The sequence below is a fragment of the Pseudomonas sp. 3JA genome (assembly GCF_036961705.1).
Classification (GTDB): domain Bacteria; phylum Pseudomonadota; class Gammaproteobacteria; order Pseudomonadales; family Pseudomonadaceae; genus Aquipseudomonas; species Aquipseudomonas fluorescens_Q.
This window is the reverse complement of the sequence record NZ_JBAMDJ010000008.1, coordinates 26,342-51,899: the sequence shown is the minus strand read 5'-3', so window position 1 is coordinate 51,899 and position 25,558 is coordinate 26,342. Positions and strand designations below refer to the sequence as shown.

Below are 25,558 nucleotides of genomic sequence, written 5' to 3'. Positions count from 1 at the left end.
CCAGCGCTCCCACTGGGGACGCAGTGCCTCCATACAAGATTTGCCAGAGTGAGTACCTACACATGTCTTCCCAAACGAGCAACGGCAAGGCGATTTTTCGCGTTGTCAGCGGCAACTTCCTGGAGATGTTCGACTTCATGGTCTATGGCTTCTACGCCACGGCCATCGCCAAGACGTTCTTCCCCGCCGACAGTGCATTCGCCTCGCTGATGCTGTCCCTGGCCACGTTTGGTGCCGGGTTCCTGATGCGCCCCCTCGGAGCGATTTTTCTCGGCGCCTACATCGACCGCCACGGCCGTCGCCAAGGCTTGATCATCACCCTGGCGATGATGGCCATGGGCACCCTCCTGATCGCGTGCGTGCCGGGCTACGCCACCCTGGGCGTGGCGGCCCCCTTGCTGGTGCTGCTGGGCCGATTGCTGCAAGGCTTCTCCGCCGGTGTGGAACTGGGCGGCGTGTCAGTTTACCTGGCGGAAATCTCAACGCCGGGGCGCAAAGGGTTCTTTGTCAGTTGGCAATCCGCCAGCCAACAGGCTGCCGTGGTGTTTGCCGGCCTGCTGGGAGTGGGTCTCAATCATTGGCTAAGCCCCCAGGAAATGGGCGAATGGGGCTGGCGCGTACCGTTCCTGATGGGGTGCATGATTGTGCCGGCCATATTCGTGATCCGTCGCTCATTGGAAGAAACACCTGAATTCCAGGCGAGAAAGCATCGCCCTACCCTGTCGGAAATCATCCGTTCCATCGGTCAGAACTTCGGCATTGTCTTGGCCGGCATGGCGCTGGTGGTGATGACCACGGTGTCGTTCTACCTGATCACCGCTTACACACCGACCTTTGGCAAGGCCGAATTGAACCTATCGGATCTGGACGCGCTGCTGGTCACGGTCTGCATCGGTTTGTCGAATTTTTTCTGGCTGCCGGTGATGGGAGCGCTCTCCGACAAAATCGGACGCAAACCCCTGCTGCTCGGCGCGACTATCCTGGCGATCCTCACCGCCTATCCCGCGCTGTCCTGGTTGGTGGCGAACCCCAGCTTCAGCCATTTGCTGATCGTCGAGCTGTGGTTGTCGTTCCTGTATGGATCGTACAACGGTGCAATGGTCGTGGCCTTGACGGAAATCATGCCGGTCGAGGTGCGCACCACCGGTTTCTCCCTGGCCTACAGCCTGGCGACGGCAACCTTTGGCGGCTTTACCCCGACGGCCTGTACCTACCTGATCCATGTGCTCGACAACAAGGCCGCACCGGGGATATGGCTCAGTGGGGCGGCGGTGCTGGGGTTGATTGCCACCCTGGTGTTGTTCAAGGGCAACCGTCATGAGTTGCGGACCGCGCAAGCTTCGGTGGTGGGCGGCGCCTGATAGATTGCCTGCTCGCGAAGAGGCCGGGCCACTCAACACAAAACCTCCAGATACAAAAACGCCCCGACAAGTCGGGGCGTTTTCACAAACGGCTAAAGCTTAGCGCGGGAATGCTGGCGGGTTTACACCAGCCATGTCTTCCATCACGCGAACCACCTGGCAGCTGTAACCGAACTCGTTGTCGTACCAAACGTACAACACAACGCGGTTGTCCTGAACGATGGTCGCTTCAGCGTCGACCACGCCGGCATGGCGCGAACCAACGAAGTCGGTGGAGACCACTTCCTGGGAATTGACGAAGTCGATCTGCTTGTGCAGATCGGAGTGCAGCGCCATGTAGCGCAGGTACTCGTTCATCTCTTCACGGGTGGCGGCTTTCTCAAGGTTCAGGTTGAGAATGGCCATCGACACGTTCGGCGTCGGCACACGGATCGCGTTGCCGGTCAGCTTGCCAGCCAGCTCAGGCAGGGCCTTGGCAGCGGCGGTGGCGGCACCGGTCTCGGTGATGACCATGTTCAGCGCGGCGCTGCGGCCACGGCGGTCGCCCTTGTGGAAGTTGTCGATCAGGTTCTGGTCGTTGGTGTACGAGTGAACCGTTTCGACGTGACCGTTGACGATGCCGAACTTGTCGTTCACAGCCTTGAGCACCGGCACGATGGCGTTGGTGGTGCAGGAGGCGGCGGAGACGATTTTGTCGTCAGCGGTGATTTCACCGTGGTTGATACCGTGAACGATGTTCTTCAGCTTGCCCTTGCCAGGCGCAGTCAGCACGACGCGGTCGATGCCCGGGCAGGCCAGGTGCTGGCCCAGGCCCTCGGCATCACGCCATACGCCGGTGTTGTCCACCAGCAGTGCGTCCTTGATGCCGTACTGGGTGTAGTCGACCTCGGTCGGGTTCTTCGCGTAGATCACCTGGATCAGGTTGCCGTTGGCGAGAATGGTGTTGTTTTCTTCATCGATGATGATGGTGCCGTTGAACGAACCATGGACCGAATCACGACGCAGCAGGCTGGCGCGCTTGGTCAGGTCGTTCTCGGCGCCTTTGCGCACCACGATGGCCCGCAGGCGCAGGCCGTCGCCGCCACCGGTTTTTTCGATCAGGATGCGTGCCAGCAGACGGCCGATACGACCGAAGCCGTACAGGACCACATCAGTGCCTTTGCGAGGCGAAGCGTTCTGCTGGCCAACCACATCGGCCATCTCTTCACGAACGAACTGCTCGGCGCTACGGCCATTGCCTTCGCTGCGGAATTTGAACGCCAACTTGCCCAGGTCCACCGAAGCCGCGCCGAGCTTGAGCTCGCTCATGGCCTTGAGCAGGGGGAATGTTTCGTGGACGGAGAGTTCGCTGTCGTCGGAAGAACGGTGGCGAGCAAAGCGGTGGGCTTTGAGGATCGCGATGACAGACTGGTTGATCAGGCTGCGGCCATAGATCGAGCTCACCACGTTGTTATTGCGGTAGAGCTGACCGATGAGAGGGATCATCGCTTCTGCGAGAGCTTCACGATCAATCCATTCACCAAGACACTGGTCGGGCTTCTGAGTCACGGTAACCTTCCACATGTAGGGGCTGAAAAAAGGGGCTACATTATGCCGCCGAGTCCTCGGCGGAGCAATGCGCGCCTGTCGCACCGTGGTTTTCCTGTCTGCCTGGGTAGTCTGCGACTGACAGCAGCCCCCTTCCCCCGCTACAATTGTCGACTTTGTCGCAACGCTGGAGCTCAACCTTCCGTGCCCGTCCTGCGTCTTCCGCTTCTCCCTGCCGCGGCAGGTAAACAGCACTGGGGCAACCTGCCCGGTGCCGCCCTGAGCCTGGCCATCGCCGAGGCTGCCAGCGCTGCAAAGCGCTTCACCCTGCTGCTGACCGCCGACAGCCAAAGCGCCGAGCGGCTGGAACAGGAGCTGAGTTTCTTCGCTCCGGATTTGCCGGTCTTGCATTTCCCGGACTGGGAAACCCTGCCCTACGATCTGTTTTCACCGCACCAGGACATCATTTCCCAGCGAATCGCCAGCCTTTATCGGCTGCCGGAACTCAGTCATGGCGTTTTGGTAGTGCCGATCACTACGGCCCTACATCGCCTGGCACCGACCCAATTCCTGCTTGGCAGCAGCCTGGTGCTGGACATCGGCCAGAAGCTCGATGTCGAGCAAATGCGCACCCGCCTTGAGGCCAGTGGCTATCGCTGCGTCGACACGGTGTACGAGCACGGCGAGTTCGCGGTACGCGGCGCCTTGATCGACCTGTTCCCGATGGGCAGCAAATTGCCTTATCGCATCGACCTGTTCGACGACGAAATCGAGACCCTGCGCACCTTCGACCCGGAAAACCAGCGGTCCATCGATAAAGTGCAGTCGATCCGCCTGTTGCCGGCCAAGGAGTTCCCGCTGCAAAAAGACGCCGTGACCCGCTTCAAGGCACGCTTTCGCGAACGTTTCGACGTGGATTTCCGCCGCTGCCCGATCTTCCAGGACCTGAGCAGCGGGATCACCCCCGCCGGCATCGAGTATTACCTGCCACTGTTTTTCGAAGAAACCTCCACCCTGTTCGATTACCTGCCCCAGGACACCCAGGTGTTCTCCCTGCCCGGCATCGAACAGGCGGCGGAAAATTTCTGGAACGATGTGCGCAATCGCTACGAAGAGCGTCGCGTCGATCCTTCCCGTCCTTTATTACCACCCGCTGAGCTGTTCCTGCCGGTGGAAGACTGCTTTGCCCGCCTCAAGAGCTGGCCGCGGGTAGTGGCGAGCCAGCAGGACGTGGAAACCGGCGTCGGCCGTGAGCGCTTCCCGGCCAGGGCATTGCCGGACCTGGCGATCGAAGCCAAGGCCACGCAGCCCTTGGCGGCACTGGCTGGCTTTCTCGATGCGTTCCCCGGTCGCGTGCTGTTCACCGCCGAGTCCGCCGGCCGCCGTGAAGTGTTGTTGGAGCTGCTCGAACGCCTGAAGCTGCGACCAAAGACCGTCGACAGCTGGCCGGACTTCGTCGCAGGCAAGGATCGCCTGGCGATCACCATCGCACCGCTTAACGATGGCCTGGTCCTGGATGACCCGGCCCTGGCCCTGGTGGCGGAAAGCCCGCTGTTCGGCCAGCGCGTCATGCAGCGCCGTCGGCGCGAGAAACGTGCCGACGCCGCCAACGACGCGGTCATCAAGAACCTCACCGAACTGCGCGAAGGCGCGCCCGTGGTGCACATCGACCACGGCGTGGGCCGCTACCTGGGCCTGGCGACCCTGGAAATCGACAACCAGGCCGCCGAATTCCTGACCCTGGAATACGCCGAGGGCGCCAAGCTCTATGTGCCGGTGGCGAACCTGCACCTGATCGCCCGCTACACCGGCAGCGACGACGCCCTGGCCCCGCTGCATCGCCTGGGCTCGGAAACCTGGCAGAAAGCCAAGCGCAAGGCCGCCGAACAAGTGCGCGACGTCGCCGCCGAACTGCTGGACATCTATGCTCGGCGCGCCGCCCGCGAGGGTTACGCCTTCGCCGATCCGAAAGCCGACTACGAAACCTTCAGCGCCGGTTTCCCGTTCGAAGAAACCGTCGACCAGCAGACCACCATCGAAGCCGTGCGCGCCGACATGCTCGCGCCCAAGCCGATGGACCGGCTGGTGTGTGGCGATGTGGGCTTCGGCAAGACCGAAGTGGCGATGCGCGCCGCGTTCATTGCCGTGCACGGCGGCAAGCAGGTGGCGATCCTGGTGCCGACCACCCTGCTCGCCCAGCAGCACTACAACAGTTTCCGCGACCGCTTTGCCGACTGGCCGGTGACCGTGGAAGTGATGAGCCGTTTCAAATCCACCAAGGAAGTGAACGCCGCGGTGGCCGACCTGGCCGAGGGCAAGATCGACATCGTCATCGGTACGCACAAGCTGCTGCAGGACGACGTGAAGTTCAAGAGCCTGGGGCTGGTGATCATCGACGAAGAGCACCGCTTTGGCGTGCGCCAGAAAGAACAGCTCAAGGCCCTGCGCAGCGAAGTCGACATCCTGACCCTGACCGCCACGCCGATCCCGCGCACGCTGAACATGGCGGTGTCGGGCATGCGCGACCTGTCGATCATCGCCACGCCACCGGCCCGTCGCCTGTCGGTGCGCACCTTTGTCATGGAGCAGAACAAAAGCACGGTCAAGGAAGCCTTGCTGCGTGAGTTGCTACGTGGCGGCCAGGTCTATTACCTGCACAACGACGTGAAGACCATCGAGAAGTGCGCCGCCGACCTGGCCGAACTGGTGCCGGAAGCGCGGATCGGCATCGGTCACGGGCAAATGCGCGAGCGTGAACTCGAACAGGTGATGAGCGACTTCTACCACAAGCGCTTCAACGTACTGATCGCCTCGACCATCATCGAGACCGGCATCGACGTGCCGAGCGCCAACACCATCATCATCGAGCGCGCCGACAAATTCGGCCTGGCCCAGTTGCATCAGTTGCGCGGCCGGGTCGGGCGCAGCCACCACCAGGCCTATGCCTACCTGTTGACGCCACCGCGCCAGCAGATCACTCCGGATGCGGAAAAGCGCCTGGAGGCCATCGCCAATACCCAGGACCTGGGCGCCGGGTTCGTGCTGGCCACCAACGACCTGGAAATCCGCGGCGCCGGCGAATTGCTCGGCGACGGCCAGAGCGGCCAGATCCAGGCCGTCGGCTTCACCCTGTACATGGAAATGCTCGAACGCGCGGTCAAGTCGATCCGCAAGGGCGAGCAGCCGAACCTCGACCAGCCCCTGGGCGGCGGGCCGGAAATCAACCTGCGGGTGCCGGCGCTGATCCCGGAAGACTACCTGCCAGACGTCCACGCGCGGCTGATCCTCTACAAACGCATCGCCTCGGCCAGCGACGAGGAAGGCCTCAAGGACCTGCAGGTGGAGATGATCGACCGCTTCGGCCTGCTGCCGGAACCGACCAAGAACCTGGTGCGCACCACGTTGCTCAAGCTCAAGGCCGAACAACTGGGCATCAAGAAAGTCGACGGTGGCCCCAACGGCGGGCGTATCGAATTCGAGGCCCAGACCCCGGTCGATCCACTGGTGCTGATCAAGTTGATCCAGGGCCAGCCCAAACGCTACAAGTTCGAAGGTGCCACGATGTTCAAATTCATGGTGCCCATGGAACGCGCGGAAGAGCGTTTCAATACCGTGGAGGCGCTGTTCGAGCGCCTCACTCCGACCACTGCTTGAAGGACGCCACATGCGCCTGTTCCGCTCACTGACCTTGTTGATGACCCTGGTCGCCCCCCTGGCGTTTGCCGACGACCTGTATCAGGTTGAAATGATCCTGGTGCGCCAGAATGCCGAACCGGCAATTATCAGCCGTGCCGCACCGGAAGACTGGGACGCCGGCGCGCAACGCCTGGGCGCGGATAGCCAGCGCACGCCGGCCATGGGCAACATCGTCGAGAAACTCACCGCCAGCGGCCAATACACGGTATTGATGCACAAGGCCTGGCAGCAGACGCTCGGTGAACAGGGGCGCAAAGTTGCCATCAGCGACGGCGCCGAACAATTCGGGCAATTCCCCATCGAGGGCACCCTGGAACTGAAGCTGGGCCGTTTCACCGACGTGGATGCCGATTTCTGGATCAACCAGATCAACGCCAATGGCCTGGTCACCTCCAGCGAGCGCCTCAAGCAGCAGAGCCATACCAAGAATGGCCAACTGAACTTCCTCGACAACGGGCATCTTGGCCTGCTGATCAAGATCACCTCGTTGACCGCGCCCGCGCCACGGCAGGCACCTGAAGTCATTCCGGACTGAGTGGCGCGCCTATGCCCTCGCCCCTGAGCAAACCCCTGGCACCTTCCTGGGTCAATCGATTCAAGGAACAGAGCCTGGAGCGCGGGCGCCGTTATGCGCTGGAAAACCGCGTCAGGATTGTCGAAGCCGGCGACAGCACCATCACCGCCAGTTGCGAAGGCTCTGGCGGTAACGTCTACCGTCAGACCATTCGCCTTAAAGAGTCAGCCAAGGGCGCGCTGATTCTGCTCGAAGCCGCGTGCTCCTGCCCGGTGCGCATCAACTGCAAACACTGCGCGGCCGTGTTGCTGCAAGTCCAGGAAACCCTGGCTTACCCGGCCGCCGAAAAAGACGCGCAGTTGCTGGAGAAGCTCCAGGCCGTGCTGGACAACCGCAGCCCCAAGGCCCCGCCACAAGTACTGGTGGACAACGTGCAACCAGTGCCGCGCCTGTGGCTGGCCAGTATCGAGTTCAGCGCCTTCGAGCCGCGCAACGGCAAGATGCAGCGCTACATTCAACACCGCGCCGCACTGTCATTCAGTTACCTGGACGAATACGTCAGTGGCCAGCGCAACACCGACGTGCTGATTCGCCAGGAAACCCAGACACTGCGGATAAAACGCCACACCGATGTGGAACAGTCCTACCGCGAACAACTGCGAATCCTCGGCTTCAAGGTCGCGACCCGACAAAGCAAGGCCCTGCCGGAAAGCGCCGGCGAACTGTACGAAATGGTCAACGACAGTGCCTGGCTGACCTTCACCCTCAATGACCTGCCGAAACTGCGCAGCCAAGGCTGGGAATTGCAGATCGACGAGGACTTCGGCTTCGACCTGACGGCAGTGGACGAGTGGTACGCCACCGTCGAGGAAACGCCGGAGCGGGATTGGTTCGACCTGGAACTGGGGATCATCGTCAATGGCGAGCGCCTGAGCCTGCTGCCGATCCTGCTGAACCTGATGCGTTCGCACATCGAATTGTTCAACCCGGAACGCCTGGCCCGGCGTCGGGACGACGAACTCATCCTGGTCAACCTGCCCAACCGCCCGAACTCGGAGTTCGGCCCGCAGCAGGTGGCCCTGCCTTATGGCCGGCTGAAGCCAGTGCTGGCGACCCTGGGCGAGTTTTACCTGCAAGAGCCCGGCACCACCAAACTGCGCCTCAACAGCGCGGATGCCCTGCGCCTGAACCCGCTGCAAGACATGCCCTTGACCTGGGAAGGTGGCGAACACATTCGCGGCCTGGCGCAACGCCTGCGGGACATCAAGGATTACACCGCCATCGCGCCCGAGGGCCTGAACGCGACGCTGCGACCTTATCAACTCGAAGGCTTGAGCTGGATGCAATCGCTCAGGCAGCTGGAAGTCGGCGGCATTCTTGCGGACGACATGGGCCTGGGCAAAACCCTACAGACCCTGGCGCACATTCTCAGCGAAAAAAACGCCGGGCGCCTGGACCGGCCGTGCATGGTCGTCATGCCGACCAGCCTGATCCCCAACTGGCTCGACGAGGCGGCTCACTTCACGCCGCAGCTCAAGGTATTGGCGCTTTACGGCGCCGGGCGCAAGAAATATTTCGACCGACTGGCCAATTACGACCTGGTCCTCACCACCTATGCCCTGCTGCCCAAGGATGTCGAGCGCCTGGCCGCGCAGCCGTTGCACGTGCTGATCCTCGATGAAGCCCAGTACATCAAGAACCCCACCAGCAAAGCTGCCCAGGCCGCCCGCGAGCTCAACGCCCGCCAGCGGCTGTGCCTGTCCGGCACGCCGTTGGAAAACCACCTGGGCGAATTGTGGTCGCTGTTTCACTTCCTGCTGCCGGGGTGGCTTGGGGACGTCAAGAGTTTCAACCGCGATTACCGTGTACCGATCGAAAAGCGCGGCAGCGATGTACGACTGCAGCACCTCAACGGTCGGATAAAACCTTTCCTGCTGCGCAGGACCAAGGAGCAAGTGGCGACGGAGTTGCCGCCCAAGACCGAGATCATCCATTGGGTCGAACTCAGCGACGCCCAGCGCGACGTCTACGAGACCATGCGCCTGGCGATGGACAAGAAGGTCCGCGACGAGATCACGCGCAAAGGCGTGGCCCGCAGCCAGATCATCATTCTCGAGGCGCTGCTCAAGCTGCGCCAGGTGTGTTGCGACCTGCGCCTGATCAACGACGCCACCCTGCCCGCCCGAGGCAGCACCTCGGGCAAGCTCGACAGCCTGATGGAAATGCTCGAAGAACTGTTCGAAGAAGGTCGCCGGGTACTGTTGTTTTCCCAATTCACGTCCATGCTGGCGCTGATTGAAGAGGAGCTGAAGAAACGCGGCGTCGATTACGCCCTCCTGACCGGCCAGACCCGCGACCGGCGCACGCCCGTCAAGGAATTCCAGAGCGGCAAGCGTCAGATCTTCCTGATCAGCCTGAAGGCTGGTGGTGTAGGCCTGAACCTGACCGAGGCCGACACAGTGATTCACTACGATCCATGGTGGAACCCGGCCACCGAAAACCAGGCGACCGACCGCGCCTACCGCATCGGCCAGGAAAAACCGGTATTCGTCTACAAGCTGATTGCCCGGGGCACGGTGGAAGAAAAGATCCAGCTACTGCAAAAGGAAAAATCCGACCTCGCGGCCGGCGTACTGGACGGACGCGTGGCCGGAGACTGGAAACTGCAGAGCGACGATATCGAAGCGTTGTTCGCGCCGCTGCCGGACAAACTGGAAAAGCGCTGATTCACAGCGTTTCCTGTGGGAGCTGAGCTTGCTCGCGATGGCTGACTATCAGACGACATAGCCAGTGAATGTGCCAGCGAATCAGGCCTTGGGCAACGGTGCAAACAACGCTTCGATATCGCTCTGCTCAAGCTTCCACCCACCCGTCGCGCCGCCATCCAGCAGACTGCCCGCCAACGCGGCCTTATCCTCCTGAAGCGCCTGTATCTTCTCTTCCACCGTGCCTCGGGCAATCAATTTATAGACGAACACTGGCTTGTTTTGACCGATCCGATAAGCCCGGTCGGTCGCCTGGTTTTCCACCGCCGGGTTCCACCACGGATCAAAATGAATCACCGTGTCGGCAGCCGTCAGATTGAGCCCCGTACCGCCGGCCTTGAGGCTAATCAGAAACAGCGACACCTTGCCACTCTGAAAATCCCTCACCGGGGTGCGGCGATCCGTGGTGGATCCGGTCAGCAAGGAATAGGTCAGGCTGCGCTTTTGCAGTTCCGCTTCAATCAGGACCAGCATCGAGGTGAATTGGGAAAACAGCAGAATCTTGCGCCCTTCGCTGAGCAACTCTTCGAGCATCTCCATCAGACTGATCAACTTGCTGCTACCGGAACGCAGCGCCTTGGCCGTCTGCACCGTATTGAGCAACCGCAAATCACAGCAGACCTGGCGCAACTTAAGCAACGCATCGAGAATGATGATCTGGCTACGGCCCACGCCGCTGCGAGCAATTTCGTCACGCACTTTCTTGTCCATGGCCACGCGCACGGTTTCATAGACATCCCGCTGCCCGTCACTGAGGTCGACCCAATGGATGATTTCAGTCTTGGGTGGCAGTTCGGTGGCGACTTGTTCCTTTTTGCGCCGCAGTAGAAACGGTTTTATTCGCGCCGTCAGATGGTGCATTCGCTCGCTGTTGCCATGTTTTTCGATCGGCGTCCGGTAGTCTCGGTTGAAGCTTTTGTTATCCCCCAACCAGCCGGGCAGGAGGAAATGAAACAGCGACCAGAGTTCGCCCAAGTGATTTTCCAGGGGCGTACCGGACAGGCACAAGCGCTGCCGGGCATTGAGTTCGCGAGCAGCCTGGGCGGCCTTGCTGGTGGGATTCTTGATGTTCTGCGCTTCATCGAGAATCAGCACACTCCAGGCCTGGGATTTCAGCACCTCCAAATCCCGCGGCAACAAGGCATAAGTCGTCAGAACCAGGTCGTACTGTGCAAGGCTGGCGAAATCTTTTTGCCGGGCTGCACCATGAAGCGCCACGACGTTGAGCTGCGGCGTGAAGCGTGCCGCTTCGTCGAGCCAGTTGGGAATCAGACTGGTGGGCATGACTGCAAGCGCCGGGACATCCAGGCGCCCGGCCTGCTTCTCACAAAGCAGGTGAGCCAGGGTCTGCAAGGTTTTACCCAAGCCCATGTCATCGCCCAGGATGCCGCCGACTTCCAGCTCGCGCAGAGTCTGCATCCAATTGAGCCCTTCCAGCTGATAAGGTCGCAGGGTGGCTTTGAGCCCCGCCGGCACCGGGACATGAGCATGGGTCGACTCGTGTAATCGCTTGGCGAACGTGCGCAACCGCTCCCCGCCTTGCCAGGTCAATGGCACGCTTTCAAGCACATTCAACCTGGCCGCATCAAAGGCATTCAACCGTATCGAGTCGCCCCGGTGCTCCTTCATGTACAACTCACCAAGCGTTGCCATCAGCGGCTTGACCCGCCCATATGGCAACGCGACCTTCACGCCAGGACCCGCCCCGAACTTTCCGCCGTTGAGATCGAGCAACATCAACTCTTCATCATCGCGCCGATCAAGGTTGTCCGGATCCATCATCTCCGGGCTTGAGCGAAGCAGATGAAGCAAGATCGGCAGCAGACTGTGCCGTTTTCCATCAACGACAATGCCCAGTTGTAAATCGAACCACTCTCGACCGGGAGACTCCTCGATGTCGGCGTACAACTGCTCCACCGGTTGCAGATCGAAATGAAAACCCGCTTCGATATCGATCTGCCAATTGGCGGCACGCAATCGCGGCAGGCCTTTGTCCATGAAGGCCAACCAGGCGTCGTCATCCGCCATTTGAAATAGCTCACCCCCGATGTCCGCCAGCGCAAGGCTCTTGCGACTGGTTTTCTTGAAACCAACCTTACGCAGAACGGTGCGAAAGGCTTGCTCGACATCCGGTTTACGCTGAATGCGCAAAATTTCGGTTCCGGACAGAATCGATAGTTCGGTGGATGCTTTGTCGCCCGCCATATGACCATCATAAATAAAGGTCAGTGCCGCGCGATGTTCTGGAACAGATTTCCAGTGCCGGAAGTTGATTGCACTTCCCAACGTCAACACCGCTCGCGGTTCAACACCGTCGATGATGCGCTCAGTCAGTTCTTTCGGCGGCGGGATAGGGAGGTCGATAGCATTGATTCTATGGCTGAAAAGCACGACATCCCGAGCGGGTACCTCCGGCGCACGGCATAAATGGCAGGCCAATTTGTCGTCCATTTCATAGGACAACCGGCCAAGTTCCCTGCGCGACAAATCCAGATAATGAAGCGGCTCAAGCACCAGGAGGTTATCCAGTACCTGATCGCCACTGCGCCACCGAGACCGATAGTTGCCATTGGCCTGCTCAGCCCAGAAAAACTGCGCATTTTTTAGCGGACCTGCGCCCAATGGCTGCGGCGGGTCGAAATCCAGGAACAAGCGTGAGGACTGTAATGCCAGCGCCAGCACTTCGGCGCCGTGGCGACCTTGCAACGGAAAGCTGTTCTGGCTGTGATAATGCTGACTGCTGATAAGCGACTGGCCAATCTGCTTGTCGACGTCGGACATATAATTCGGAAAACGATTCAGCATGTCCGTCAGTTGGCCAAACGCTTTCAGATCCTTCAGGGAACCATCATCAAGCTGGCGCCCCTTGAAGAGCTCCAAAATCCAATGCCCTATGTGCGACTTCTTGAGTTTGTAGAAGATCCGGACATCGGCGTCTTTTTTGCTCGGTAGCGAATCGGCGTCCCACTCGGGAATACACTTGATCCAGGTTTCAAGTTCAGAATTCAGGCGCTCGCTGGCGGAGCCAGCCTCCAGTGCTTGCGGATCCGATATCAAATGGAACATGACAGCAGCGCAGTGCTTGCAGCTGTCACCGACCGGACACGAGCATTCGTAACGAACGCCGTCGTATCCCCGAGTGAGCGCGATCACCTGCTGATAGACATTATCGCCGCCACCCTCGCATTCGGCGTGAATCGATTGCTCATCTATCCGCAGTATCCGTACTCGCGCTCTCTCGGCGTAGTCAAACCCGCGCTCAAGGTAACGTTGATGGAAGGACTCTTCCCAATCACTCTCAAGAAGCGCCTCAATTGGCTGGGTCATGGGTACCGCCGATCATTACGCATATCAGGACAATCCTTAATCGACCAGCTGGGCAGCCCTCAGCGCGCCAAGCGCCGCCAGCCAGCGTGGGTCCTGACGGTATTCAGTGGAGGCGTAGGCCTTGCCACGCATGCGGGCGATCCGTGCCGAAGGCTTGACCTTCAGGCGCTGGGCGGCGCTCAAGGCGAGCTCGGCAGCCGCGCGATCATTGCACACCAGGCCCATGTCACAACCGGCCGTCAAGGCAGCCTCGATACGACTGGCGGCATCACCGACCACATGCGCCCCAGCCATTGACAGGTCATCACTGAAGATCACGCCCTCGAATTGCAACTCGCCACGCAGGATGTCCTGCAACCAGCGGCGGGAAAACCCGGCTGGATTGGCGTCAACCTGCGGATAGATGACATGGGCCGGCATCACGGCGGCCAGTTGCTTGCTCAGCCTGGCAAACGGTACCAGGTCGTTGGCGCGAATCTGCTCCAGGCTACGCTCATCGGTCGGAATCGCCACATGGGAATCGGCCTCGGCCCAACCATGCCCCGGGAAGTGCTTGCCGGTGGCGGCCATGCCGGCGGCGCTCATGCCGCGGATGAAGGCACCGGCCAGCAACGCCGCGCGCTCGGGGTCGCCTTCGAAGGCACGACTGCCGACGACAGCGCTGCGCTGGTAATCGAGGTCAAGCACCGGAGCAAAACTCAAGTCGAGACCGACCGCCAGCACTTCAGCGGCCATGATCCAGCCGCACTGCTCGGCCAGGTATTCGGCGTTCGGGTTGTCGGCGATGGCCCGCATCGCCGGCAAGCGCACGAACCCCTGGCGCAGGCGCTGGACGCGGCCGCCTTCCTGATCCACCGCCAACAGGAGGTCGGGACGGATGGCACGGATCGACGCGCTCAATTCCCGCACCTGACGTGGGTGTTCGATGTTGCGGGCAAAAATGATCAGGCCGCCCACTTCGGGCTGACGCAACAGGTGGCGATCTTCGGCCGTCAGCCAGGTACCGGCGACGTCCACCATCAACGAGCCTTGCAGGCCGGCAGTCATAGAATTTCCTTGATAAAGATGAACCCGCGTGGCGACACACCCACGACAGCGTTGCCAGGAGCCAGGCCCGGCAGGTCGCGGTGACGCAAGGGAGGATAAGACGGATTAGAAACGAGAGTCGGCATGGGTGGCTAGCTTAGCGGATGTAGGCCGCTGCGCACACCCATGCTCTCACGCCTTGGCGAGCGCCGGGGCGGATTTGCTGCGCGGGCGCAATTGCGCGGCCGCCATGGCTTCATCGGTCACGCCGGTTTCGGCGCGCATGCCGGCAGCCAGGAACGGCACCATCAACCGCATCACCTGCTCGATGGAGGTGTTCACGCCGAAATCGGTTTCCGCGATAGCCCGCAGCGCCTTGATACCGGACATGCTGAACGCCGCGGCGCCGAGCATGAAGTGCACACGCCAGAACAGCTCGATCGGCGGGATACGCGGCGCCGCCTCGTTGACCAGCAACATGTAGCGGCGGAACACCTTGCCGTACATGTCTTCAAGATAACGCCGCAAATGCCCCTGGCTCTGGCTGAAGGCAAGGCCCAGCAGGCGCATGAAAATGGACAGATCGTTACCGCTGCGCGGCTGCACGACAAGGGCTTGCTCGACCAGGATTTCCAACAGCTCTTCCAGGGTCGGCTTTACGTCGGGCTTGGCCTGGCGGCGCTCCAGCTCGCGATCGAGGCTCAGGCAGAACGGCCCGAGGAACCGCGAGAACACGGCCTGGATCAGGGCTTTTTTCGAGCCGAAGTGATAGTTCACCGCCGCCAGGTTCACCCCGGCCTTGCTGGTGATCAGACGCAACGAGGTTTCAGCGAAACCTTTTTCCGCGAACAACTGCTCGGCAGCATCGAGAATGCGTTCAACGGTTTCCGACTGGGCCATGGTTACTCCGCCTGACAAACACTTGTTTGAAACATACGTTTCAGCCCTGGGGTTGTCAAGCCTGCCGGGGCGTTTTGCGAACGCCCGGTCACGTATTTAACCACACCTTTTCACGGGTGGTAGTCATGTCGCAGTCAACAGCCCGACCGACCGTCCAGCGCCTCGTGAAAAAAGGAGGATTGCCAAGCGCTGCCCACTGTATATAATCCCAGTCACTGTATAAAAAGACAGAGCGATCAATATGCTAAAGCTGACGCCACGCCAAGCAGAGATTCTGGCCTTCATCAAACGCTGCCTCGAAGACAACGGCTACCCGCCAACCCGCGCGGAAATCGCCCAGGAACTGGGTTTCAAGTCGCCCAACGCGGCTGAAGAACACCTCAAGGCGCTGGCGCGCAAGGGTGCTATCGAAATGACCCCGGGCGCATCCCGTGGCATTCGCATCCCCGGCTTCGAAGCCAAGGCCGACGAAACCACCCTGCCGATCATCGGCCGGGTAGCGGCAGGCGCACCGATCCTGGCCCAGCAGCATGTCGAGGAGTCCTGCAACATCAATCCTTCGTTCTTCCATCCTCGTGCCGACTACCTGCTTCGTGTACACGGCATGAGCATGAAGGACATCGGCATCTTCGACGGTGACCTCCTGGCCGTCCACACCACCCGTGAAGCCCGCAATGGTCAGATCGTGGTGGCGCGAATCGGCGACGAAGTGACCGTCAAGCGCTTCAAGCGCGACGGCAGCAAGGTCTGGCTCATTGCCGAGAACCCGGAGTTCGCCCCCATCGAAGTGAACCTGAAAGATCAGGACCTGGTCATCGAAGGCTTGAGCGTCGGCGTCATTCGCCGCTAAAGGAGGCTTTATGCAGTTCCCTCACACACCACAACACACACAACTTCCGCTGTTCGAGGCATTCATGGCCCAACCGCTGGTTCCAGTCCTGAAAGAGGTCATCGAGTCGCCCTGGGGCGTCGAACCCGAGGCCTTCAGTGAACTGTCGTTACGTGGTGCGGCCGGAAACTGCCTGAACCTGCTGGCGCCGATCTTGCGAGAACTCAGCCAGGACCAGGATGCTCGCTGGCTTACGCTGATCGCACCACCGGCCAGCGTCACCCAGGCCTGGTTGCGGGATGCCGGCCTGAACCGTGAGCGTATCCTGTTGTTGCAGCCGCGGGGCACCCAAAGCGCCCAACAGTTGACTTGCGAGGCCTTGCGCCTGGGCCGTAGCCACACTGTGGTCAGCTGGCTCAACCCATTGACCGCCGCCGCACGGCAACAATTGATCAGCGCCGCCCGCACCGGGGACGCACAAAGTCTGAATATTCGATTGGGCTAAGACAAACGCGGGGCTTCTCCAAGGCAGAGAAGCCGACCAGCCACACTCTTCAAAAAAGCCGACAGACGGGATCAATGAAGAACCCGCGGCCCCTCTTCCTTGTTGAATTCGCCTTCAACCAGGCGACCTGCCATCTGAACGCCCACGCTCAGCATCGCCTTGGCGACTTCGACGTGTTGCCCCTGGAGGAATACCTTGGCATCTTCGGAGAAGTTCAGGGTAACCAGAGAACCCTCGTCCTCAGCCCTGCGCAGCTCGATGCGGCCATCAGGAAGTTCGACAATTTCTAGAAAGGACGTAGGCATAAAAGTCTGTTCTCCACGAAAGGCGAGGATTATATAGTCATCGGCCAGGCTCCGCTCGGGATCTTGACCAAGCGTTATCAATGAACGTAACGGGCCGCGGGGAAACTCAGCACTCGTTCAAACCTTCGCGAAAGCGTATCGCCAGGCTCTTGAGGTTCTGACGCCAGCTCTCCAGCTCCTCCCGGCTCAACTCCGACTCGGGTTCTTGTTCATCCAGATTAACCGCCACGATCAACGGCTGGGTCACGTCCCCCTTGGGCTTGCGTGGGGCCCTGGGCGGCTCGAACAGCGCCGCATGGGCCGCCAATAGCTTCGCCAGCCAGGTTTCCGGGTTATGCGCCAGTTCGACCATTTCGGCCAGTTCCGGAATCGCGATGGTTTCCAGCACTTCGCGGGTCAACAGCAGCTCGGCCCGCGGGGCATTCGCTTGTGGCAGGCGATAGAAACCGGCGATTTCATGGCACAACCCCAACAACGCACCGTAAAGGTGAAACAGCGCGGATTCGCGTCCTGCCTGGAGCAACGCCGGGGAATTCATCGCACGTCCGTCTTCGGCCCTGGTGAGCGCTTCGAGCGACAGACCGGCGAAATAGATTTTCTGATTGGTGCGGGTATAGAGTTCGTGGGCCATGGCGGCATCTCCCCAACGAAATGAAAGCTTCACGCAAGTGCGACAGTGTCATGGATCAACCGAGGCCACTGCAAGCCAAAAACAAAAAGGCCGCATGAAAACCTACGGGTTGTCATGCGGCCTTTTTGTCAGGTCTGCGAATTTAGCGATTGCAGAGGGTGGCTGCGCCGCCAGCGGGAGCAAGCTCCCTCGCCACAAGAGCCTCAACCCCACCCTCCAGACAAGCCCTGCGATCAGCGCTTGTCTTCAACCGTCCACTTACCGCCGTCGTAGTAGGCCTTCCAGCCGGTCGGCTTGCCGTCGACTTCGGTCTGTACGTACTGCTCCTTGGTCTTGCGACTGTAGCGAATGACCGCCGGGCGCCCTTCCGGATCCTTCTGCGGCGCTTCGCAGAGGAAATGGTACTTCGGATCGATCTCGTCCTTGTGCGGCACGATTTCTATCACCAACGGTGCACGGGTCTCGCGGTTTTTCGGGAACTGGCTGGCCGCCAGGAACAGGCCGGAGGCACCGTCACGCAGGATGTAGGTGTCGTTGACCTTCTCGCACTTGAGCTCAGGCATCTTCACCGGGTCCATCTTCGGCGGCGCCGCGTCACCACTCTTGAGCAGTTTGCGGGTGTTCTTGCAGGTCGGGTTGGTGCAACCGAAGAATTTGCCGAAACGACCGGTCTTGAGTTGCATCTCGCTGCCACACTTGTCGCACTCCAGGCTCGGGCCTTCGTAGCCCTTGATGCGATAAGTGCCCTCTTCGATCTCATAGCCGGCACAATCGGGGTTGTTACCGCAGATGTGCAGCTTGCGCTTCTCATCCAGCAGGTAGGCGTCCATCGCCGTGCTGCAAATCGGGCAGCGATGCTTGCCGCGCAATACCAGGGATTCCGACTCGCCCTCGTCGTCAGCGGCGATTTCATCGCCCGGCACGAGGTTGACCGTCGCCTTGCAGCGCTCCTTGGGCGGCAGGCTGTAACCCGAGCAACCGAGGAACACACCGGTCGAGGCGGTACGGATTTGCATCGGACGCCCACAGGTCAGGCACGGGATGTCAGTCATGACCGGCTGGTTGGCGCGCATGCCGCTGTCAGGGCTTTCGGCCACTTCGAGCTTTTTCTTGAAGTCGCCGTAGAACTCGTCGAGAACGTTTTTCCAGTCGCGTTCGCCCTGGGCCACATCGTCGAGGTTCTCTTCCATACCGGCGGTGAAGCCGTAGTCCATCAGGTTCGAGAAGCTCTCGGACAAACGCTCGGTAACGATGTCGCCCATCTTTTCCGAATAGAAACGACGGTTGTGCAGCGCCACATAGCCGCGATCCTGGATGGTGGAGATGATCGCCGCGTAGGTCGAAGGACGACCGATACCGCGCTTTTCCATTTCCTTGACCAGGCTGGCTTCGGAGTAACGGGCCGGTGGCTTGGTGAAATGCTGGGTCGGATCAAGCTTGATCAGCTTCATCACGTCGCCCTGGGCCATGTCTGGCAGGACGTCGTCATCCCCAGGCTTGGTGATCTGCGGCATGACGCGAGTGTAGCCGTCGAACTTCAGGATGCGGCCCTTGGCGCGCAGCTCGAAGTCGCCGGCACCGACGCTGACCGTGGTCGACAAGTATTGCGCCGGCAGCATCTGGCAGGCCAGGAACTGGCGCCAGATCAGCTCGTAGAGACGCTCGGCATCGCGCTCCATGCCCGACAGCTTGCTTGGCTCGGTGTTGGCATCGGACGGACGAATCGCTTCGTGCGCCTCTTGTGCGCCTTCCTTGCTGCTGTAGACGTTCGGCGTGTCCGGCAGGTACTTCTTGCCGAATTCGCTTTCTATATAAGTGCGCGCCATCGCCACGGCATCGGCCGAAAGATTGGTCGAGTCGGTACGCATATAGGTGATGTAACCGGCTTCGTACAGACGCTGGGCCATCATCATGGTTTTCTTCACGCCAAAACCCAGGCGGTTGCTCGCGGCCTGTTGCAGCGTGGAGGTAATGAACGGCGCCGACGGCTTGCTGCTGGTCGGCTTGTCTTCGCGCTTGACGATGCTGTAGCTGGACGCCTTGAGCTTCTCCAGCGCAGCCATGGCCTGGGCTTCGTTGAGCGGCTTGAAGGCTTCACCCTTTTCCCGCGCCACGTCGAAGCGCACGGTGGCACCCTTCGCGGTGCCGAGGTCGGCGTGGACTTCCCAGTACTCTTCAGGGATGAACGCGCGGATCTCGCGCTCGCGCTCCACCACCAGCTTCACCGCAACCGACTGCACGCGACCAGCCGACAGGCCGCGGGCGATCTTGGCCCACAGCAGGGGCGAGACCATATAGCCCACCACGCGGTCGAGGAAGCGACGCGCCTGTTGAGCGTTGACCCGATCGATGTCCAGCTCGCCCGGCTGGGAGAAGGCTTCCTGGATGGCCTTCTTGGTAATTTCGTTGAACACCACGCGCTTGTAGCGGCTGTCATCCCCACCAATGGCTTCGCGCAGGTGCCAGGCAATGGCTTCCCCTTCGCGGTCCAAGTCCGTCGCGAGATAGATGGTGTCGGCATCCTTGGCGAGCCGGCGCAGCTCTTCGATGACCTTTTCCTTGCCCGGGAGGATCTCGTACTTGGCTTTCCAGCCGTGTTCCGGATCGACCCCCATGCGTGAGACCAGCTGCTTGCGCGCCTTGTCTTTCGGCGACAGCGCCGGCGCTTCACCAGCCGCAGCCTTGCCGCGCTTGGCGGCTGGCTCCTTGCTGGCGCTAGCCGAACCGCTGGTGGGCAGGTCTCGGATATGGCCGATACTCGACTTCACCACGTATTGGTTGCCCAGATACTTGTTGATGGTCTTGGCCTTAGCCGGGGATTCCACAATGACCAGCGATTTGCCCATGGATCAGAAAATTCCTGAATTCTAAAAAGTGAAAGGCGGTTGGCGCCTGACGCGGCACCGCTATATATAGTGGCTGCAAGGTGAGGTCAAGCGCAGGGTTGCCCGCATACCGGCCTCAAGGCTTGGAAAAAATGCTCTCCTCGGCCTGCACCAAAGCAAAGCGTGGCACCTGTTCGCCGTCAACCTCGACGGACTCCTCGAACATGCTCAAGGGACGCACCCAAAAGCCGTAATCGCCATACAGGGCTTGATAGAAGACCACTTCTTCCTCGGTCTCGGAATGCCGCGCAATGCTGAATACGCGGTACTGCGGACCTTTGTAATGCTGGTAGAGCCCAGGTTGTATCGGCATGTCTTGGCCCTCACTCAAATCTTTTCAAAATAAAAACAAAATTTTTCTACTAAACCCGGAAAAAACAAAAACCGGGGCACTTGGCCCCGGCTTCCATCAACGCAACGCTTAGACGCGTTCGAAGACAGTGGCAATGCCCTGGCCGAGGCCAATGCACATGGTCGACACACCAAAGGTGCCGCCATTCTGCTTCATGACGTTGAGCAGCGTGCCGGAGATACGCGCACCGGAGCAACCGAACGGATGCCCCAGGGCGATCGCGCCGCCGTGCAGGTTAACCTTCTCGTTCATCTTGTCGAGCACTTTCAAATCTTTCAGCACTGGCAAGGCCTGTGCGGCGAAAGCTTCGTTGAGTTCGAAGAAGTCGATATCGGCAATACCCAGGCCTGCACGCTTCAAGGCTTTCTGCGTGGCCGGTACTGGACCATAGCCCATGATCGCCGGGTCCACACCCGCCACGGCCATCGAACGAATCACCGCCATCGGCTGGATACCCAGGTCCTGGGCACGCTGGGCCGACATCACGATCATGCACGAGGCACCATCGGTGATCTGCGACGAGGTACCGGCTGTTACGGTGCCGCCCTTCGGATTGAATGCCGGCTTGAGGGCCGCCAGGCTTTCCAGGGTGGTTTCCGGACGAATGGTTTCGTCGTAGTCGAACAGCTTCAGGAAGCCGTTCTCGTCGTAGCCCTGCATCGGGATGATCTCATCCTTGAACTTGCCTTCCACGGTCGCCTTGTGGGCGAGCTGGTGGGAGCGCACGCCAAAGGCGTCCTGCTGTTCACGGGTGATGCCGTGCATTTTGCCAAGCATTTCCGCAGTCAAACCCATCATGCCCGAGGCTTTCGCCGCGTACAGCGACATGTGCGGGTTCGGATCGACGCCGTGCATCATGCTCACGTGGCCCATGTGCTCGACACCACCGACGACGAACACGTCACCGTTACCGGTCATGATCGCCTGGGCGGCGGTGTGCAGTGCGCTCATGGACGAACCGCACAGGCGGCTGACGGTCTGGCCCGCCGCCGTGTGAGGGATCTGGGTCATCAGCGAGGCCATGCGGGCGATGTTCCAGCCCTGCTCCAGGGTCTGGTTCACACAGCCCCAGATCACGTCTTCGACTTCGTTGGGGTCGACCTTGACGTTGCGTTCCAGCAGCTTGCTGATCAGGTGCGCCGACATGTCTTCGGCGCGGGTGTTGCGGTGCATGCCGCCCTTGGAGCGGCCCATCGGCGTACGACCGAAGTCGACAATCACGACGTCTCTAGGATTCAAGCTCATAAATGTTCTCTCGCTCTAGTCGTTGGGCGCTTAACCGAAGAAGCTCTGGCCGTTCTTGGCCATTTCACGCAGCTTCGCAGTCGGGTGGTACAGCGCGCCCAAATCAGCGTACTGGTCAGCCAGGGCAACGAACTCGGCGACACCGATCGAATCGATGTAGCGCAGCGCACCGCCACGGAATGGAGGGAAACCGATACCGTAGACCAGACCCATGTCGGCTTCGGCGGCGGTCTCGACAATGCCGTCTTCCAGGCAACGCACGGTTTCGAGGCACAGCGGGATCATCATCCAGTTGATGATGTCCTCGTCGGTGACTTCGCGCTGCTCGTAGACGATCGGCTTGAGCACTTCCAGCACCGACGAGTCGGCGACTTTCTTCTGCTTGCCGCGCTTGTCGGTCTCATAGGCGTAGAAGCCCTTGCCGTTTTTCTGGCCCAGGCGCTTGGCTTCGTAGAGCACGTCGACAGCCGAACGACGATCGTCCTTCATGCGGTCCGGGAAACCTTCAGCCATGACGTCGCGACCGTGGTGGCCGGTGTCGATGCCGACCACGTCCATCAGGTACGCCGGGCCCATCGGCCAACCGAATTTTTCCATGATCTTGTCGATGCGCACGAAATCCACGCCAGCACTGACCAGCTTGGCGAAACCGCCGAAGTACGGGAACAGCACGCGGTTGACCAAAAAGCCCGGGCAATCGTTGACGACGATCGGGTTCTTGCCCATTTTCTTGGCATAGGCCACGGTGGTGGCAATGGCATGTTCGCTGGACTTCTCGCCACGGATCACTTCCACCAGCGGCATCATGTGCACCGGGTTGAAGAAGTGCATGCCGACGAAGTTTTCCGGACGCTTGAGGGCCTTGGCCAGCAGCGAAATGGAGATGGTCGAGGTGTTCGAGGCCAGGATGGTGTCCTCTTTGACCTTGTCTTCGACTTCAGCCAATACCGCCTGCTTGACCTTCGGGTTCTCGACAACGGCTTCGACCACCAGGTCGACATGGCCGAAATCGCCGTAGGACAGGGTCGGACGAATGCCGTTGAGCACTTCGGCCATCTTCGCAGCGGTCATGCGACCTTTGTCGACACGACCGACCAACAGCTTGGCGGCTTCGGCCAGGCCTTGCTCGATCCCGTGTTCGTTGATGTCCTTCATCAGGATCGGCGTGCCTTTGGACGCCGACTGGTAGGCGATACCGCCACCCATGATGCCGGCGCCGAGCACGGCGGCCTGCTTCACGTCACTGGCGATTTCGTCGTAGGCCTTGGCTTTTTTCTTCAGTTCCTGGTCATTGAGGAACAGACCGATCAGGCTTTGCGCAGCCGAGGTCTTGGCCAGCTTGACGAAGCCGGCGGCCTCGACTTCCAGAGCCTTGTCGCGACCGAAGCTCGCGGCTTTCTGGATGGTCTTGATCGCTTCGACCGGCGCCGGGTAGTTCGGGCCGGCCTGACCAGCCACGAAACCCTTGGCGGTTTCGAAGGCCATCATTTGTTCGATGGCGTTGAGCTTGAGCTTTTCCAGCTTCGGCTGACGCTTGGCCTTGTAGTCGAACTCGCCGCTGATGGCGCGCTTGATGGTTTCAAGGGCCGCTTCCTGGAGTTTGCCAGGTTCGACCACGGCATCCACGGCACCGACCTTCAGCGCGTCTTCAGCACGGTTTTCCTTGCCGGCGGCAATCCACTCGATGGCGTTGTCGGCACCGATCAGGCGCGGCAGGCGCACGGTGCCGCCGAAGCCTGGGTAGATACCCAGCTTGACTTCCGGCAGGCCGATCTTGGCCGTGGTGGACATGACGCGGTAATCCGCTGCCAGGCACATCTCCAGGCCACCACCCAGGGCGATGCCGTTGATGGCCACGACGGTCGGTACGTTGAGGTCTTCGAAATCGCTGAAAATACGGTTGGCTTCGAGGTTGCCAGCGATCAGTTCGGCATCGGGCAGCTTGAAGTTGTCGACGAATTCGGTGATGTCGGCACCGACGATGAACACGTCCTTGCCGCTGCTGACGATCACACCCTTGATCGAAGCATCTGCCTTGATAGTGTCCACGGCCTGACGCAATTCATTCAGGGTTAGACGGTTGAACTTGTTGACGGACTCACCCTTGAGGTCGAATTTCAATTCGACGATGCCACTTTCAAGAGCCTTAACCGTGATGGCTTTACCTTCGTAAATCATCAACTGATCTCCACGATATGGAAGCTGAACAGTACACGTTGAACGCTGACCACTGGTTCGGCATTGACGTTTACCGTCGATGCTACGCCAATCCGCCAGGCACACCCGTCAACGCGATAGTCGGGGTCTGTAGGAGCCGTCTGAAAATACAAACGCTCAATTCATACGCCCGTTTGATTTGGGTACGTCACCTTCACGGAATTTCCGACAATTGTCAATCGCCCTAAACACAGGCGTGAACGCGACTTCACGGTCATTTCCGTACCGTACGGATCCGCAACACGGCGCCGCATGAGCAGCTATTCATAGGATCAATAATTAGAAAAATCGCCCTAATTCCGGACAGACTGGATCCAGCCGTCTACGCTGTCGGGACGCGATTGAAGATTGGGAACAAAGGACGTTACGAACGCACGCCCTGACATGAGATTGATTACCGGCCTGCCTGGCCAACCCGCCCGATGAGACTGTCGGGCTTTTTTATGCCTCAGGCCAGCGCCTTGAGCACCGCGCAAATATCCTGCAAAACAGTCGCTTCGCCCTTCTCGCCCCAGTACAAGGCAATCATTTGCCGATCGGCTTCAACCTTGTAGACGTTGGCCGGCAATTTTTCGAAATGATTGAGCAGGGACTCATCCTGGCAGGCTTCTCGCCACTGGTTGACCCAGACCCCTGGCGCAGTCTGCCAATAGCTCCAGACAGCCGGTTCCTTGCCGCGCCGGGGCCGGTGGTACTGGGCACAGGGGTTTGGCGGCTGCTGGCCGAGCCAGTGCGGCCACTCCTGCGGCGCCAGCTGCATGGCCAGGCCCAGGCGTCTCGCCTCCATGCGCAGGGCCATGCGACCACTCTGGACACGGGACGGTCGCAACCACGCCAGCGGACTTAACACCACCAACAGGATTGACACCACTATCCAGACCGTCATATTCGTACTCCCGAATTCTGATGAGCCCATTGAGCCACGTCGCCGTCAATGCGCTTGAAACCAGCCATACTTACCGTATCGCAATTCTCTGGAGTGCCTTCCATGTACTACAACCACGTTCTGGTCGCCGTTGACCTCACTGAAGAATGCGATCCCGTCGTCAAACGCGCTCGCGCCCTGTGCGACGGCAGAGACACCAAGCTGTCGCTGGTGCATATCGTCGAGCCGATGGCCATGGCCTTTGGTGGTGATGTGCCGATGGACCTTTCCCAGTTGCAGCAACAGCAATTCGATCAAGCCAAGGAACGCCTTGACCGATTGATCGTGAAGTACCCTGACCTGAAAAAGGAAAACTGCCACCTGACCTACGGCCAGCCGCGCCAGGAGATCCATCACCTGGCCAAGGAGCAGGGTTGCGACCTGATCGTCGTCGGCAGCCATGGCCGCCATGGCCTGGCGTTGCTGCTGGGCTCGACCGCCAACGACGTGCTGCATGGCGCGCCTTGCGACGTGCTGGCGGTGCACCTGGTCAAGCGCAGCTGATTCACCCAAGGAACTCACTGAACCTGTGGCGAGGGAGCTTGCTC

Annotated in this window: 18 protein-coding genes; 7 read left to right on the top strand and 11 right to left on the bottom strand. The window is 60.3% G+C overall.

The window, feature by feature from the left end; all coding sequences use genetic code 11:
* Positions 1 to 62 precede the first annotated feature (62 nt).
* Positions 63 to 1,361, top strand: coding sequence for an MFS transporter (locus tag V7773_RS08325; protein WP_336072984.1), 1,299 nt, complete (start codon positions 63 to 65; stop codon positions 1,359 to 1,361).
* Between the two features lie 99 nt (positions 1,362 to 1,460).
* Here the strand turns inward: V7773_RS08325 and V7773_RS08320 are convergent, their stop codons facing one another.
* Positions 1,461 to 2,924, bottom strand: coding sequence for a glyceraldehyde-3-phosphate dehydrogenase (locus V7773_RS08320; RefSeq protein ID WP_336072982.1), 1,464 nt, complete (start codon positions 2,922 to 2,924; stop codon positions 1,461 to 1,463).
* Positions 2,925 to 3,092: 168 nt separating this feature from the next.
* Between V7773_RS08320 and mfd the strand changes: the two genes are divergently transcribed.
* The 3 genes from mfd to V7773_RS08305 are packed head-to-tail and all read left to right on the top strand — an operon-like array spanning position 3,093 to position 9,824.
* Positions 3,093 to 6,542 (top strand): transcription-repair coupling factor, encoded by a 3,450-nt coding sequence (mfd, locus tag V7773_RS08315; RefSeq protein ID WP_063322178.1) that lies wholly within the window; start codon positions 3,093 to 3,095, stop codon positions 6,540 to 6,542.
* A gap of 10 nt (positions 6,543 to 6,552) precedes the next feature.
* Positions 6,553 to 7,119: a CsiV family protein gene (locus V7773_RS08310; RefSeq protein WP_063322179.1), complete on the top strand. Its 567-nt coding sequence runs from the start codon at positions 6,553 to 6,555 to the stop codon at positions 7,117 to 7,119.
* 11 nt (positions 7,120 to 7,130) lie between these two features.
* Entirely contained in the window at positions 7,131 to 9,824 is a 2,694-nt protein-coding gene (locus V7773_RS08305; protein WP_336072980.1) for a DEAD/DEAH box helicase, read from the top strand.
* A gap of 81 nt (positions 9,825 to 9,905) precedes the next feature.
* On the opposite strand, the gene V7773_RS08300 is transcribed toward V7773_RS08305, so the two are convergent.
* From V7773_RS08300 to V7773_RS08290, 3 genes are all read right to left on the bottom strand, one after another.
* Complete coding sequence (locus V7773_RS08300; protein WP_336072979.1) at positions 9,906 to 13,190, bottom strand: DEAD/DEAH box helicase; 3,285 nt, start codon at positions 13,188 to 13,190, stop codon at positions 9,906 to 9,908.
* Positions 13,191 to 13,226: 36 nt separating this feature from the next.
* On the bottom strand, positions 13,227 to 14,225 hold the full coding sequence (nagZ, locus tag V7773_RS08295; protein ID WP_336073075.1) for a beta-N-acetylhexosaminidase: 999 nt from the start codon (positions 14,223 to 14,225) through the stop codon (positions 13,227 to 13,229).
* 183 nt (positions 14,226 to 14,408) lie between these two features.
* Complete coding sequence (locus tag V7773_RS08290; protein WP_063322182.1) at positions 14,409 to 15,116, bottom strand: TetR/AcrR family transcriptional regulator; 708 nt, start codon at positions 15,114 to 15,116, stop codon at positions 14,409 to 14,411.
* Between the two features lie 241 nt (positions 15,117 to 15,357).
* Here V7773_RS08290 and lexA point away from each other — a divergent pair, with 241 nt between their 5' ends.
* Together lexA and sulA are read left to right on the top strand one after the other, a co-directional pair.
* Positions 15,358 to 15,966 (top strand): transcriptional repressor LexA, encoded by a 609-nt coding sequence (gene lexA / locus V7773_RS08285; protein WP_003199651.1) that lies wholly within the window; start codon positions 15,358 to 15,360, stop codon positions 15,964 to 15,966.
* Positions 15,967 to 15,976: 10 nt separating this feature from the next.
* Complete coding sequence (gene sulA / locus V7773_RS08280) at positions 15,977 to 16,450, top strand: SOS-induced cell division inhibitor SulA (RefSeq protein ID WP_063322183.1); 474 nt, start codon at positions 15,977 to 15,979, stop codon at positions 16,448 to 16,450.
* Between the two features lie 71 nt (positions 16,451 to 16,521).
* Here the strand turns inward: sulA and V7773_RS08275 are convergent, their stop codons facing one another.
* From V7773_RS08275 to V7773_RS08245, 7 genes are all read right to left on the bottom strand, one after another.
* Positions 16,522 to 16,755 carry a hypothetical protein gene (locus tag V7773_RS08275; protein ID WP_003183419.1) on the bottom strand — a complete coding sequence of 78 codons (234 nt, stop codon included), beginning with the start codon at positions 16,753 to 16,755 and terminating at the stop codon, positions 16,522 to 16,524.
* 106 nt (positions 16,756 to 16,861) lie between these two features.
* The gene (locus V7773_RS08270) at positions 16,862 to 17,386 is read right to left on the bottom strand and encodes a DUF6586 family protein (RefSeq protein WP_336072977.1); all 525 of its coding nucleotides are present in this window, start codon (positions 17,384 to 17,386) and stop codon (positions 16,862 to 16,864) included.
* Positions 17,387 to 17,619: 233 nt separating this feature from the next.
* Positions 17,620 to 20,232 (bottom strand): type I DNA topoisomerase, encoded by a 2,613-nt coding sequence (topA, locus tag V7773_RS08265; RefSeq protein WP_092148387.1) that lies wholly within the window; start codon positions 20,230 to 20,232, stop codon positions 17,620 to 17,622.
* Between the two features lie 115 nt (positions 20,233 to 20,347).
* Positions 20,348 to 20,584: a DUF1653 domain-containing protein gene (locus V7773_RS08260; RefSeq protein ID WP_003199644.1), complete on the bottom strand. Its 237-nt coding sequence runs from the start codon at positions 20,582 to 20,584 to the stop codon at positions 20,348 to 20,350.
* A 108-nt stretch (positions 20,585 to 20,692) separates the two neighbouring features.
* Positions 20,693 to 21,868: an acetyl-CoA C-acyltransferase FadA gene (gene fadA / locus V7773_RS08255; protein WP_024618393.1), complete on the bottom strand. Its 1,176-nt coding sequence runs from the start codon at positions 21,866 to 21,868 to the stop codon at positions 20,693 to 20,695.
* A 30-nt stretch (positions 21,869 to 21,898) separates the two neighbouring features.
* Positions 21,899 to 24,046, bottom strand: coding sequence for a fatty acid oxidation complex subunit alpha FadB (gene fadB, locus V7773_RS08250; protein ID WP_092148389.1), 2,148 nt, complete (start codon positions 24,044 to 24,046; stop codon positions 21,899 to 21,901).
* Between the two features lie 487 nt (positions 24,047 to 24,533).
* Entirely contained in the window at positions 24,534 to 24,971 is a 438-nt protein-coding gene (locus V7773_RS08245) for a hypothetical protein (protein ID WP_063322187.1), read from the bottom strand.
* 102 nt (positions 24,972 to 25,073) lie between these two features.
* Here V7773_RS08245 and V7773_RS08240 point away from each other — a divergent pair, with 102 nt between their 5' ends.
* Positions 25,074 to 25,514: a universal stress protein gene (locus V7773_RS08240; RefSeq protein WP_336072976.1), complete on the top strand. Its 441-nt coding sequence runs from the start codon at positions 25,074 to 25,076 to the stop codon at positions 25,512 to 25,514.
* Positions 25,515 to 25,558: the final 44 nt, after the last annotated feature.

What these genes read in the sequence shown, in the direction of transcription:
- V7773_RS08240 (WP_336072976.1), top strand. Translation starts at nt 25,074, where the DNA reads ATGTACTACAACCACGTTCTGGTCGCCGTTGACCTCACTGAAGAATGC.
- V7773_RS08245 (WP_063322187.1), bottom strand. Translation starts at nt 24,971, where the DNA reads ATGACGGTCTGGATAGTGGTGTCAATCCTGTTGGTGGTGTTAAGTCCG.
- V7773_RS08325 (WP_336072984.1), top strand. Translation starts at nt 63, where the DNA reads ATGTCTTCCCAAACGAGCAACGGCAAGGCGATTTTTCGCGTTGTCAGC.
- V7773_RS08305 (WP_336072980.1), top strand. Translation starts at nt 7,131, where the DNA reads ATGCCCTCGCCCCTGAGCAAACCCCTGGCACCTTCCTGGGTCAATCGA.
- V7773_RS08310 (WP_063322179.1), top strand. Translation starts at nt 6,553, where the DNA reads ATGCGCCTGTTCCGCTCACTGACCTTGTTGATGACCCTGGTCGCCCCC.
- topA (WP_092148387.1), bottom strand. Translation starts at nt 20,232, where the DNA reads ATGGGCAAATCGCTGGTCATTGTGGAATCCCCGGCTAAGGCCAAGACC.
- fadA (WP_024618393.1), bottom strand. Translation starts at nt 21,868, where the DNA reads ATGAGCTTGAATCCTAGAGACGTCGTGATTGTCGACTTCGGTCGTACG.
- V7773_RS08320 (WP_336072982.1), bottom strand. Translation starts at nt 2,924, where the DNA reads ATGTGGAAGGTTACCGTGACTCAGAAGCCCGACCAGTGTCTTGGTGAA.
- V7773_RS08275 (WP_003183419.1), bottom strand. Translation starts at nt 16,755, where the DNA reads ATGCCTACGTCCTTTCTAGAAATTGTCGAACTTCCTGATGGCCGCATC.
- V7773_RS08270 (WP_336072977.1), bottom strand. Translation starts at nt 17,386, where the DNA reads ATGGCCCACGAACTCTATACCCGCACCAATCAGAAAATCTATTTCGCC.
- V7773_RS08260 (WP_003199644.1), bottom strand. Translation starts at nt 20,584, where the DNA reads ATGCCGATACAACCTGGGCTCTACCAGCATTACAAAGGTCCGCAGTAC.
- lexA (WP_003199651.1), top strand. Translation starts at nt 15,358, where the DNA reads ATGCTAAAGCTGACGCCACGCCAAGCAGAGATTCTGGCCTTCATCAAA.
- fadB (WP_092148389.1), bottom strand. Translation starts at nt 24,046, where the DNA reads ATGATTTACGAAGGTAAAGCCATCACGGTTAAGGCTCTTGAAAGTGGC.
- V7773_RS08300 (WP_336072979.1), bottom strand. Translation starts at nt 13,190, where the DNA reads ATGACCCAGCCAATTGAGGCGCTTCTTGAGAGTGATTGGGAAGAGTCC.
- V7773_RS08290 (WP_063322182.1), bottom strand. Translation starts at nt 15,116, where the DNA reads ATGGCCCAGTCGGAAACCGTTGAACGCATTCTCGATGCTGCCGAGCAG.
- sulA (WP_063322183.1), top strand. Translation starts at nt 15,977, where the DNA reads ATGCAGTTCCCTCACACACCACAACACACACAACTTCCGCTGTTCGAG.